This window comes from Halobaculum sp. D14, from assembly GCF_051195135.1.
GTDB lineage: Archaea > Halobacteriota > Halobacteria > Halobacteriales > Haloferacaceae > JBNTKA01.
Genome location: NZ_JBNTKA010000002.1, coordinates 627,149 through 639,417, shown reverse-complemented (window position 1 = coordinate 639,417; position 12,269 = coordinate 627,149). Strand labels below are relative to the sequence as shown.

At 68.7% G+C, this 12,269-nt stretch carries 12 protein-coding genes; 1 reads left to right on the top strand and 11 read right to left on the bottom strand.

The genetic code is table 11. From position 1 onward, the window contains the following. The first annotated feature begins 84 nt into the window (after nt 1-84). The gene (locus ACQUST_RS09055; protein ID WP_435127491.1) at nt 85-999 is read left to right on the top strand and encodes a sodium:calcium antiporter; all 915 of its coding nucleotides are present in this window, start codon (nt 85-87) and stop codon (nt 997-999) included. Between the two features lie 106 nt (nt 1,000-1,105). Here the strand turns inward: ACQUST_RS09055 and ACQUST_RS09050 are convergent, their stop codons facing one another. The 11 genes from ACQUST_RS09050 to ahaH form a co-directional block, all read right to left on the bottom strand. Next, nucleotides 1,106-1,813 (bottom strand): V-type ATP synthase subunit D, encoded by a 708-nt coding sequence (locus tag ACQUST_RS09050; RefSeq protein WP_435127489.1) that lies wholly within the window; start codon nt 1,811-1,813, stop codon nt 1,106-1,108. 119 nt (nt 1,814-1,932) lie between these two features. Further along, entirely contained in the window at nt 1,933-2,937 is a 1,005-nt protein-coding gene (locus ACQUST_RS09045) for a Brp/Blh family beta-carotene 15,15'-dioxygenase (protein ID WP_435127487.1), read from the bottom strand. A gap of 41 nt (nt 2,938-2,978) precedes the next feature. After that, the gene (locus ACQUST_RS09040) at nt 2,979-3,824 is read right to left on the bottom strand and encodes a lycopene cyclase domain-containing protein (RefSeq protein WP_435127486.1); all 846 of its coding nucleotides are present in this window, start codon (nt 3,822-3,824) and stop codon (nt 2,979-2,981) included. A 246-nt stretch (nt 3,825-4,070) separates the two neighbouring features. Continuing rightward, nucleotides 4,071-5,501 carry an ATP synthase subunit B gene (locus tag ACQUST_RS09035; protein WP_435127484.1) on the bottom strand — a complete coding sequence of 477 codons (1,431 nt, stop codon included), beginning with the start codon at nt 5,499-5,501 and terminating at the stop codon, nt 4,071-4,073. A 3-nt stretch (nt 5,502-5,504) separates the two neighbouring features. Continuing rightward, nucleotides 5,505-7,268, bottom strand: coding sequence for an ATP synthase subunit A (locus ACQUST_RS09030; protein WP_435127482.1), 1,764 nt, complete (start codon nt 7,266-7,268; stop codon nt 5,505-5,507). Nucleotides 7,269-7,274: 6 nt separating this feature from the next. Continuing rightward, nucleotides 7,275-7,601 (bottom strand): V-type ATP synthase subunit F, encoded by a 327-nt coding sequence (locus tag ACQUST_RS09025; protein WP_435127480.1) that lies wholly within the window; start codon nt 7,599-7,601, stop codon nt 7,275-7,277. Next, complete coding sequence (locus ACQUST_RS09020) at nt 7,598-8,647, bottom strand: V-type ATP synthase subunit C (protein WP_435127478.1); 1,050 nt, start codon at nt 8,645-8,647, stop codon at nt 7,598-7,600. Before ACQUST_RS09020 ends, ACQUST_RS09025 begins: the two co-directional genes overlap by 4 nt. After that, entirely contained in the window at nt 8,640-9,224 is a 585-nt protein-coding gene (locus ACQUST_RS09015; RefSeq protein ID WP_435127476.1) for a V-type ATP synthase subunit E, read from the bottom strand. The genes ACQUST_RS09020 and ACQUST_RS09015 overlap by 8 nt, the downstream gene beginning before the upstream one ends. A 20-nt stretch (nt 9,225-9,244) precedes the next feature. After that, on the bottom strand, nt 9,245-9,496 hold the full coding sequence (locus ACQUST_RS09010) for a F0F1 ATP synthase subunit C (RefSeq protein ID WP_435127474.1): 252 nt from the start codon (nt 9,494-9,496) through the stop codon (nt 9,245-9,247). Nucleotides 9,497-9,654: 158 nt separating this feature from the next. Next, nucleotides 9,655-11,922: a V-type ATP synthase subunit I gene (locus ACQUST_RS09005; RefSeq protein ID WP_435127472.1), complete on the bottom strand. Its 2,268-nt coding sequence runs from the start codon at nt 11,920-11,922 to the stop codon at nt 9,655-9,657. After that, the gene (gene ahaH / locus ACQUST_RS09000) at nt 11,909-12,241 is read right to left on the bottom strand and encodes an ATP synthase archaeal subunit H (protein ID WP_435127471.1); all 333 of its coding nucleotides are present in this window, start codon (nt 12,239-12,241) and stop codon (nt 11,909-11,911) included. Before ahaH ends, ACQUST_RS09005 begins: the two co-directional genes overlap by 14 nt. Nucleotides 12,242-12,269 lie beyond the last annotated feature (28 nt).

Below are 12,269 nucleotides of genomic sequence, written 5' to 3'. Positions count from 1 at the left end.
CCGCCGGGAATCCGCGGCCGGGCCGAACGGGCCTGCCGGGCCGAATCTGTTTACCGTGCCGCGGCTGAACCACGGCCCGTTCGGATGCTGTTCGACTTCGGCGCGCTCGTCGTCGGCCTGGTGCTGCTGGTGTACGGCAGCAACCGAATCGTCGCGAGCGCGACGTCGCTTGCGCGGCACGCCGGCGTCTCCACGTTCTTCATCGGCGTCACGGTCGTCGCCGTCGGCAGCTCCATCCCGGAGATCGCGACGTCGGTGTACGGCGCCGCCTACGACACCGGCGGCTTCGTCGTCTCGCACATCGTCGGCTCGGCGACCTCCCAGATAACGCTCGGCATCGGCGTCGTCGCGCTCGCCGGGACGCTGACGGTGCCGCGCGAGAAGACGCGGCTGTACGGCGCCGGGATGGTGCTCGCGATGGCCGCGATGCTGCTCGCCGTCCGCTCCGGCGTCGTCACTCGGCTGGAGGGCGTCCTCATGGCGGCCGGCTACGCCGCGTTCCTCGCGGTCGGCTACGAACACGACGACTACCAGTCGATGGTCGAACGCCACACCGCCGACCGCGGCACGCGGACCGTCGCGTGGCTCGTCGTCGGCCTGTCGATGGTCGTCGCCGGCGGCCACCTGCTCGTCACCGGCGCCCGCGGCGTCGCCGTCGCAGTCGGCGTCCCGTGGTACCTGCTCGGCGTCGTCACCGGCCTCGGCACCACGGCGCCGGAGATCGCTATCGCGCTGCTCGCCGTCCGGCGCAGCGAGGAGTCCGTCGCCGTCGGCACGCTGCTCGGCAGCAACATCACCGACCCGCTGTTCTCGCTCGGCGTCGGCGCCGCCGTCGACGGCATCGTCGTCGAACAGCCCGACACCGCGGTGGTGTCGACGGCGTACATGCTCGCCGCGTCGGTCGCGGTACTCGCCGTTCTCTACCGGCAGCGAACCGTCCGGTGGCGCGACGCGACGCTGTGTCTGCTGCTGTACGTGCCGACGTTCCTCATCCGGTGACGAACCCGGAACCGCGACGGACGGAGCCGGCGGAAACCGAACCGAGAAACGAATCAGACAGAAACGGACCGGAAAGACCCGGACCAGGACGCGCGGCGCTGCGGCGTCAGTCGGACGTCTCGACGATGCCGGCTTCGGTTTCGGCGGCCGGGACGGCTTCGGCCTCCGCGGCGGCCTCCGCTTCCTCCTCCTCTTCTTTCTTCGCCTTGATCTTCTTCAGCCGGAAGATCTCCTCGCGCTCCTGCTCTTCGAGCTTCTGCTCGATGAACTCCTGGTTCTCCTTCAGTTCGGGGAGCAGCTTGAACTCCAGGGCGTTGACGCGGCGCTTCGTCGTCTCGATTTCGGTGAGCATCTTCTTCATCGCCGTCTCGACCTCCGCGGCGAGGATGATGGACTCGAGCAGCTCCTCGTAGGCGTCGGCCGCCTCGTCGATGCGGGCCGACGAGCCGAGGAGGCCGTAGCCGCGCTCGTCGAGGTCCTTCTTCACCTTCGAGGACTCGATCTGCGGGACGACGACGCCCATGATGTTCTTCGACTGCGTCGTGATTTCGGGGTGCTCTTTCAGCGCCGCGGCGGCGCCGCGGACGGCGACGTCGCCCTCCATGGCGCGCGCCTTGTTGATGGTGTCTTGGGCCTCCTCGTAGTTCGCTTCGAGTTCGGAGCGGACGTCCTGCGCCTGGTCGAGGATGTCCATGAACTCCATGATGAGGCCGTCGCGCTTCTGTTCGAGGGTGTCGTGGCCGCGCTCGGAGAGCTCGATGCGGTCTTCGATCTCCATCAGGTTCTTCCGGGTCGGTTTGACGTCCTCGGCCATTCTTGGGAGGCGATTCCGTCCGGAGCAGGATAATAGTTGTTAGTTTCCGCGGCTCGGCCGGCGCGAACCGGCGGCCAGCCGGTCGGACGCCGCGGTCGCCGGCCGTCGCCGGCGGCCGCTCACCAGACCGCCTGCACCCTGTCGAGCCACGCGACGACCAGCGTGTGCGGCAGCGTCAGCGCGGCGACGACCACGAGGTACAGCGCCACCGCGCCGCCGACGGTCGTCGGCGAGTCGGGGACGACGACCCACGCGGCGGCCAGCAGCGCGAGCGCGGCGACGGTGAGCGGCGCGGCGTCGCGGACGAACCGCAGCGCCGCCCGCCCCGCTGCGGCGCCGGAGCGACTGCCGCTTCCGGCGGCCGGCCCGAACGCCGGCAGCGCCTGGACGCGCCGCACGTGCCGCAGCGAGTGCCAGAGACAGAAGTACAGCCCGACGGCGAGCAGCGGCGGGACGGCGAGGAAGAACAGCCAGAGACACGTCGTCTCCGCGGCGTCCGCGCGCCAGCCCGGCCCTCCGCCGGTCGCCCGGTAGCCGACGGCGAGGGACGCGGCCGTCAGCGCCGCGAGCGCGGCACCGGCGAGGAGCCGCGTCTCGAACGCCGTGAGCGCGGCGAGCGCGACCGCGCCGTCCGCGCCGAACAGCGCCACCCACGACTCGACGACCCGGTGGTACGTCTCCGGGGACGAGACCAGCGGCACGACCATCGGGAGGCCGCCGCGGACCGCCCCGGTCAACACGCGGTGGCGACGCGACGCGGGGTAGTCTGAACGCCGCGCTCGCAGCGCCGCGACGTCGCCGGCCCCCCAGTGCAGCCACGTTAGCGCGAGAAACGTCAGCGCCGCCGGCACCGGAGCGGCGAACCACAGCAGCGCGTAGGCGCCGCCCGCGACGAGGTACACCGCGCCGACGCCGGCCGCGGCGGCCGGAAGCGACCACCGGTCGGCGGCCCGCCACGGAATCACCGGGTCGACCGCGCCGTGCGGAAGGCCGAGGACGACCGCGCTGACGACGAGCGGCGCGACCCGGACGGCGAACGGAAGCGGCGGGGCTGCGACCACCGCAGCGACGACCGCGAGGAACCCGAACAGGACCAGCCGGTCGCCCCACGGAAGCCGGTCCACCCCGGTCTCCGCCGCGACGGCGGCGAAAAACGCCGGGCGAGTCACCGCCACGACCGAACCGTCCGGCGGAGTTGGTCGGCCGCGCCGGTTTCGGTCACCCAGCGGTACAGCACGAGCCCCTGCACGACGAACAGGTTCGTGACGAGGAAGAACAGCGCCTCCTCGACAGGCAGGCCGAAGACGGAGCGCCCGGTCGTCCACGTCGGCGACAGCGACCAGATGCCGGCGTCGATGGCGACGCGGTCAGCGACACAGAGATAGAGTGTCGGAACGCAGACCGCGGCCGCGACGAGCCGTCGACGCGCCACCAGCGCGGGCGCCCCGACCGCCCACTGCAGCGCGAACACCGGCGCGGCCCACGCGAGAATCGCGCCGAGATACAGCGTCGGCGGCGACGCGAGCGCCGCCACGCCCGCCGCGCCAATCGCCGCCGCGAGGCCGACGGACGCCACACGGAGTCGACGCGGCGACGCCACCGGCGTCCGCTCCGCCGTCCGCGACCACTCGCGGGGGAGCGCCGCGAGGAACAGCGCGGTCAGTGTCGGCTGCGCGAGGAAGAACAGGTACTCGCCGACGGGGGCGTGCCACAGCGTCGCGGCGACCCGGCCCGGGCCGTACGTCCAGACGCCGACCGCGATGAGCGCGTTGTCCCACGGGACCGTGTAGACGACGGCAGCGAACAGAATCGCGAGCAGCCCGAGCGCGTCGAGGCCGAAATCGGCGCGGACGAGGCGGCCCGCGGCCGCCCGTCCGCCGTCGAGGACCGCTCGCTGACCGGGGCGCCGCGCACCCTCCCGCCGACGGCGGTGCCAGCGCCACGCGAGCGCCACCACCGGCGGCAGCACGAACAGCGCGTGGAACTCCAGGTAGGTCGGTTCGAACGGCATCGGTGACTCCGCGGCGACGCGAACCGGCCGGGAAACACCACTCGGCCGGCGGCGTCGCCGTCTTATCGGGAGGTGCCGCCGGTGGCTGATAAGGCCCCGCCCGCGGTTATCGACGCCGAGAACGGAGTCGCGTGCCGCCGTCGACGGCGATGCCGCTCCCGGCGGCGACGTGACGGATACAGAGCCCTGTCGAGCGATGGAAAATCGGGAGAATCCGCGGGCCGCGTGGGTTTGGTCGCCGCGCCGTCAGTCGGCGGAGACCTCTTCGGCGGTCTCGTCGCCCTCGGCGGCGGCGTCCTCGCGGTAGTGCTCCTCGATGAGGTCCTCGTCGATGCGGTTGAGCTCCGTCTTCGGGAGCGTCGACAGGAGGTCCCAGCCGATTTCGAGGGTTTCGTCGATGGAGCGGTTCGTGTCGAAGCCCTGGTCGACGAACTCGGCCTCGAACTGGTCGGCGAAGTCGAGGTATTTGTTGTCGCGTTCGGAGAGCGCTTCGCGGCCGACGATGTTCACGAGGTCGCGGAGGTCCTCACCTTCCGCGTACGCCGCGTACATCTGGTCGGAGACGTCGGCGTGGTCCTCGCGGGTGAGGCCCTCACCGATGCCGTCGTCCATGAGCCGCGACAGGCTCGGCAGCACGTCGACCGGCGGCTGGACGCCCTGACTGTTCAGGTCGCGGTCCATCATGATCTGCCCCTCCGTGATGTAGCCGGTGAGGTCAGGGATGGGGTGGGTGTCGTCGTCGCCCGGCATCGTCAGGATCGGAATCTGCGTCACCGACCCGTCCTCGCCCTTGATGCGGCCGGCGCGTTCGTACAGCTGCGCCAGGTCCGTGTACATGTAGCCGGGGTAGCCGCGGCGACCCGGGACTTCCTCGCGAGCCGCGCCGATTTCGCGGAGCGCCTCGCAGTAGTTCGTCATGTCCGTGAGGACGACGAGCACGTGGTAGTCCTTCTCGAACGCCAGGTACTCGGCGGTGGTGAGCGCGAGCCGCGGCGTCACCGTCCGCTCGACGGCCGGGTCGTCCGCGAGGTTCATGAAGACGACCGAGCGTTCGAGCGCGCCGGTGCGCTCGAAGTCGTCCATGAACTCGTTCGCCTCCTCCTGCGTGATGCCCATGGCGCCGAAGATGACGGCGAACTCTGAGCCGTCGTTGTCCTCGCCGCCCTCCTCCGGCACCGTCGCCTGCCGCGCGATCTGCAGCGCCAGGTCGTTGTGCGGGAGGCCCGAGGCGGAGAAGATGGGGAGCTTCTGACCGCGGACCAGCGTGTTCATGCCGTCGATGGACGACACGCCGGTCTGGATGAACTCCTCGGGGTACTCACGCGACACCGGGTTGATGGCGGCGCCGACGATGTCGCGCCGCTCGTCCGGGATGATCTCCGGGCCGCCGTCGATGGGCTGGCCGGAGCCGTCGAGCACCCGCCCGAGGAGGTCCTCGGTGACGGGCATCTTCAGCGTCTCGCCCAGGAAGCGGACGGACGCGTTCCGGTCGATGCCGGTGGTTCCCTCGAACACCTGGATGGCGACGACGCCCTCCTCGGATTCGAGGACCTGCCCGCGCTTCGTCTCGCCGCCCGGCGTCTCGATTTCGACGATCTCGTCGTATCCGACGGGCTCGTCGACCTCGGCGTACACCAGCGGGCCGCTGATTTCCGTGATGGTTTCGTACTCTTTCATGGTTCAGTAGAGCGAGCGGAGCTGCTCGGCGATTTCGGTCTGAAGCTCCTCGACGTACTCCTCCCAGTCCTCCTGGGTGGAGATGCGGTTGAGCTTCGGCGCCGCGTCGATTCCGGTGATGTCCTCGACGGGGACGCCGGCGTCGAGCGCGTCGAACGCCTCGTCGTTGAACGTCTGGATGGTCTCCAGAATCGCGTACGTCTTCTCCGGCGGGCAGTACATGTCGACGTCGATGAACGCGTTCTGCTGGAGGTAGCCCTCACGCAGGTAGCGCGCGACTTCCAGCGTGAGCTGCTGGTCCTCCGGCAGCGCGTCCTTCCCGACGAGCTGAACGATCTCCTGCAGTTCGCTCTCCTCGTCGAGCACGTCGACGGCCCACTGGCGCTTCTCCGGCCAGTCCTCCGCGACGTTGTCCTCGAACCACGGGTCGAGCTGCTCTTTGTACAGCGAGTACGACTCGTTCCAGTTGATCGCCGGGAAGTGCCGGCGTTCGGCGAGGTCGGCGTCGAGCGCCCAGAACGTCTTCACGATACGCAGCGTGTTCTGCGTCACCGGCTCGGAGAAGTCGCCGCCGGGCGGCGACACCGCGCCGATGACGGAGACCGAGCCCTCGCTGCCGTTGATGTTCTCGAAGTAGCCGGCGCGCTCGTAGAACTCCGCGAGCCGCGCGGCGAGGTACGCCGGGTACCCCTCTTCGCCGGGCATCTCCTCGAGCCGCGAGGAGATCTCGCGCATCGCCTCCGCCCACCGCGAGGTGGAGTCGGCCATCAGCGCGACGTCGTACCCCATGTCGCGGTAGTACTCCGCGATGGTGATGCCGGTGTACACACAGGATTCGCGCGCCGCGACCGGCATGTTCGACGTGTTCGCGATGAGCGAGGTGCGGGCCATCAGCGGGTTGCCCGTCTTCGGGTCTTCCAGCTCCGGGAAGTCCTCGATGACCTCGGTCATCTCGTTGCCGCGTTCGCCGCAGCCGACGTAGATGATGATGTCGGCGTCGGCGAACTTCGCGAGGCTGTGCTGCGTGACGGTCTTCCCGGAGCCGAACGGCCCCGGAATCGCGGCCGTCCCGCCTTTCGCGATGGGGAACAGGCCGTCGAGGATGCGCTGACCGGAGACGAGCGGCGTCCGCGGCGTCCGCTTTTCGACGGTCGGCCGCTTCTCGCGGACCGGCCACTCCTGCCGCATCGTGATCTCCTCGCCGTTCTCCAGCGTCACGACCGGGTCTTCGACCGTGAACTCGCCGGCGCTGGTGCTTTCGACGACGCCGCCCTCGAAGTCCGGCGGCACCATCACCTTGTGGTCGATGGTGACCGTCTCCGGGACGACGCCGACGACGTCACCGGGTTCGACCGCGTCGCCCGCTTCGACCTCCGGAGTGAACTCCCACTCCTTCTCCAGGTCGATGCCGGGCGCGTCGACCCCGCGGTCGAGGAACGCGCTGTCCATCTTGTCTTCGAGCACGTCGAGCGGCCGCTGCACGCCGTCGTAGATGGCGTCCAGCATGCCGGGGCCGAGGTCGACGGTGAGCGGCTCGCCGGTGTTCTCGACGGGTTCGCCCGGGCCGACCCCGGACGTCTCCTCGTACACCTGAATGGTCGTGACGCCGCCTTCGATCTCGATGACCTCGCCCATCAGGCCTTCGTCGCCGACGTAGACGACGTCGTTCATCCGGGCGTCGAGATCGACGGCCGTCACGACCGGACCACTCACGCTGTTGATGCGTCCAGTGTCTTCGGTCGTGTCGGGTTCTGTCGCTTGACTCATGATTTGTTAGTCTTCGTCCTCCGCCATCAGGTCGATTCCGATGGCGCGTTTGATCTGTTCGCGCAGGCCGCTGCCGGCGCCGCCGCCGAGCGTGACCAGCACGGGTTCGACGCTCCCCTGAGCGGACTGCCGGACCTGCCGGGAGAGGTAGTCGAGGTCGTCGTCGAGCATCACGACGATACCGATGTCGTCGTCGCCGAGCGCGCGTTCGACGGCGTCGTCGAGTTCGTCGTCCTTCTCGTCGTCCGGGACGGACTCGACTTTGCGGACGCCGGCGAGACGGAAACCGGTCGTGAACTCGGGGCTGCCGACGACTGCGATTTCCTGACTCATAGCACCACCAGCTCCTGCTCGATTTCGTCCGGCTCGAGGCCGGCTTCCTTGCCGCGAGCGATAGCGCGGATGTTGTCGACTTCGCGCTCCTTCTCCAGGATGTACGACACGACGGCCGTCACCGACAGCGGGTGGATGTGGCCGAGCGTGTCCGCGTACTCGAGCAGCGCTGCCTCCAGCGCGTGCTCGAACGCGACGAGGCTGTCCGCCTCCTGAAGCTCCGTCAGCGCCGACGAGAGCTCGTCGCCGTACCGGCTATCGCGGATGTGCTGGACGAGCTCCTCCGGGTTCTGTGCGAGCGCGCGGAGCTGCTCGGCCGAGAACAGGACGCCGCCGTCGATGTAGTACTCGGCGGGGTCGATGTCGGTCCCCGACCGCGCGAGCCGCAGCCCGTTGATCGCGTTCCGGAAGTCGATCTCCGCTTCGAGGAACTCGCGGTACTCCGAGAGCGCCTCCCCGCGGAGGTCGTCCGTGGAGAGGAGCTCGTAGTACGACCGGTCGACGGCGTTCTCGAGCGGGACGAGCACGCCCGACGACTCGTAGTCCTCGTAGGCCGCCCCGAGCGCGTCCCCGAACACGGTGTCCGAGAGGACTTCGATCGCCTCCTCGATGGTGTTCGCGTCCAGCAGCCGCGTGATGCGGCGGTCGTCGAACTCGCCGGCGCGGATGAGGTCGGCTTCCACCGACTCGCGCTCCGTGTCGGAGTAGAGGCCGCGCAGCACCGTCTTGACGTTCCACGCGTCGAACTTCCGCAGGTAGCGGGCGACGCGGTCGTACAGCTTCCCCTCAGACCAGTCGAGGATGTCCTCGAACTGGGCGGCGAGGTTCCGGTTCAGCGCGTACTCGATGAGGTCGACGCCGGAGAACCGCGAGCCGAGCGCGTTCACTTCCTCGGCGTACGCCGAATCCTCCATGAACCGCGCGATCTCGGCGGGACTCATCCGAATGAGCTTCCGGTAGTCGTCTGCGTCGTACAGCGCGCCGCGCCGCGAGCTGATGCGGGCGGTGACGTACTCGTGGTTCGACGTACCGGCGGTGTTACTCATCGGTGAACAGTCGGTCACTCAGCTCCTTGAGGCTGTCCTCCCAGACGTCCTCGAGCAGCGAGTCGAACGTGTTGTTCACGCGGAGCCGCGACGTTTCGCTCTCGACGACGACGCCGCCGAGGCAGTCCGTGGTGCCGGCGACGGACCAGCCGTCGTACGACTCGATGACGTCTTCGACCAGCTCCTGGTCGTCCTCGCGGCAGTACACCGAGACAGAGGCCTCGTCTTCGAACTCGGCGGCCGCGGCGTCGACCAGCGTCCGGGTCAGCTCCGCTCGCCGGTCGCCGTCGATGTCGGCGATGGCGTCTTCGGTCGCCTCCCGAACCTCCTCGAGCACGTCGCGTCGCGCTTCGAGCCGCTCCTGTTTCGCTTCGAGCTTCGCGCTCGACAGCGTCTGTTCGCGCTCCTGTTCGATTTCGCGTTCCACCTGCTGCTCGCGCTGTTCGACGATGCGCTCCGCTTCCTCCTCAGCGTCGTCGACGATCTCCGCCGCGCGTTCGTCGCCCTCCTCGCGGATGTCTTCCGCACGCGCGCGGGCTTCCTCCCGGATGTCTTCGACGACTGTGTCCAAACTCATTGTGAAAGGAGAAGGCGGGGTTACACCAGGAAGATGGTGACCAGCGCGAGAATGACGAGGGTCTCCGGCAGGACCGTGAAGATCAGGCCCGTGACGAACAGATCCTCGTCTTCGGCGACGGCTCCGACCGCTGCGGAGCCGATGCCGCGCTCCGCGTAGCCGGCGGCGAGCGCCGCGAGGCCGACGGCGATCGCTGCGGCGCCGTCGTTAAGAAGAGCGGGGGAACTGTTCTGCAGTACAACGTTGGACAGGTCGGTAGTGGATTCAATCATGGTTTTCGGATTGCTGATTGCCAGTCTCCGGACAGTGCGACGTTGGTTCCACAGTGGGCATAAAGCTTCCCAAAGAAATCGACCGAGGCCCCCGAATCCGGGGGGTAGACACCTCCGACTCTCGGTCCGCGGCGAGAAAAACGTGTCGAGAAGTTAACTCACTCCTCGGTGGTGAACTGCCGCTCCATCCCGAACGGGACGTACTCGGTGCCGCCGCCGTCGAAGAACTTCGAGAAGAACTCGTAGTACTCGAGGCGGACGGCCTGCAGACCGGCGGAGGTCACGCCGAGCGCGAGCACCAGCAGGTGCCCGACGACCAGGATGACGAGTCCGCCGAGGACGGACGCGGCGCCGCCGTGGACGAGGCCGCCGAACATGATGGCCTCCTGTCCGTACTCGGCGATGTAGTGGTCCGGCCCGTGGCTCAGCATGAAGTGGAACTCGCCGTGGGTCTGGTACGCGCCGAAGAACAGGAGGTTGACGACGAACGCCATCCCCGCCTTCGCGAGCAGCACCGCGGCGATACGGGTGTAGCTCAGCACGTTCACCAGCACGTCGAAGATCTCGAGAATCTCGGCCGGCGCGCCGATGACGAGCAGGAGCGCACCGAGCACGAACAGGCCGAGACCGACGTAGCCGACCGTCGGCGAGAAGCCGTTGAACCCGAGCGCGAACGCCGCGGAGGCGTACTCGCCGGTGGCCTCGGGCGCGGCGCCCGAGCCGTCGAAGACGGAGAAGATGAACGCCGGCTTCATGTCCTTGGCGACGCGGCTGAACACGAACAGCCAGAGGCCGTTCATGCCGAGCAGCCACGACCCCTTCTCGGTGAGCGCCGCCGTCCAGCCGTGGAACTCGAGCTCCTCGAGGAACCCGAAGACGTAGCCGATGTCGAGGTGGAAGAGCGCGACCAGCGTCGACACGACGATCCACGCCTGCGCCCAGTAGATGTCCGCGGGCTGGAGGCCCTTGTGAATCGGCGGGCCGTGCATGTGGAGCATGCCCTCCCAGACGTACGTCGAGATGAGGTGCAGCCCGAACACTTCGCCGTACAGCACGCCGAACAGCATCGTGAACAGGCCGGCCGCGATCGTGACGCCGCCCATCGACCGGAACGCCTTCGACTCGAAGCTCGTGTACAGGTACGCCCCGATGGCGGTGTACAGCAGCCCGTAGCCGAAGTCGCCGATCATGAACCCGAAGAACGCCGGGAACGTCAAGAACAGGATGACGGTCGGGTCGAACTCGGTGTACTTCGGGCGGCCGACCGCCTGCACCAGCAGTTCGAACGGCGAGACGATGCCGGCGTTGTCCTGCACGACCGGCGGCTCGTCGTCGCGCATCACGACGGCGGCGCCGGAGCCGTCCGCGACGGCGCGCTTCGCGTCCGCGTCGTCGTCCGCTGCGTCCGCGTCCGCGTCGGGGCCGGCGTCGGCGACCGACGGCGGCACCTCCTCGCGGAGCTGGACCTCGCCGTCGGCGCCGAACGCGGCGCGTTCGAGCTCCTCGATTTCGGCGTGGTTGCCGACGGCGTCCTGAATCGTCGAGGCGAACTCGGTGTAGCGCTCGGTCGGAATCCAGCCCTCGGCGACGAACGCGTTCTTCGTCGTCGCGAAGTCGAGCGGCGCCTCGGTCTTCTGCACCTCGATGGCGAGCGTCTCCTCGGCGGCGAGCAGGAAGCCGGCCGTGTCGTGTTTGACGGCCTCGAGTTCGTCTTCGACCTCCGCGATGTCGGATTCGAGCTCCTGCCGCTCGGCTTCGAGGCTGCGCAGGTACTCCTTCGGCGTCGTGTGGTCGGCGTCGACGTCAGGGACCGACAACGCCGTGAACTCCGCGCTGACGAGCGCGTCGTCGAGCGCGCTCTCGTCTGCGCCGGGCTCGGGCCGCGCGAACACGGCGACGGTGTCGCTGTCGCCCTCGAACACGTCGTACTCGCCGAGGTCGGTCGCGCCGACGACGGCCCGCTCGATGGCTTCCGGGTCGCCCTCGCCGACGGCGACCTGCAGGTGGTCGTAGCCGGACAGCAGGTCGAGGTCGATGCCGAGGTCGACGAACGGTTCGAGTTCGTCGATTCGCTCCTCGACGCTCCGGAGCGACGACTGCAGGTCGTCGCGTTCGTCGTCGAGCGCGTTGACCCGAGTGCGGATGTCCTCGAGCTCCTCGTCGAGCGCCTCCTCGGTGACGATGCGGGACGGCCCGGCCTCGTCGTCCTCGATGCCGAGCGTGGATTTCAGCGCGCGGACCGTCACGAGCTTGTCCGCGGCGCCCTCGGCGCCTTCGATCGGCGACCCCTGTTGGAACCCCTCCCACGCGCCGTCGTACTCGGTGACGTGCAGGAGGTTCAGGTCGTGGACGGCCTCGATGACTTGCTGCAGGTAGCGCTGCGAGCCCGTCACCGACACCTTGCTCATCCGCTCAGGCCTGAGCATTCACCGCCTCCTCGAACTGCTCGACCGCGAACTCGACGGCCTCGTCGATGCGGTCGCGGGCGTCCTCGACGAGTTCGGCGCGTTCGCGGCGGCCGTTCTCCAGGATTTGTTCACGCTCCGATTCGATCTCCTCGCGGGCGTCCTCGAGCCGCTCAGCCTCGAGTTCGTCCGCTTCGGCTTCCGCTTCGGAAACGATCTCGTCCGCCTTCGACCTGGCCTCCGAGATGCGTTCCTCGCGGTCGGCCTCGGCCTCGGCGACGATCTGTTCAGCCTCGGCTTCGGCCTCTTTGACGCGTTCGAGAACTTCGGGTCTCGGCATGGTATTCGTCGGTTCGTGGTTGTGCCAC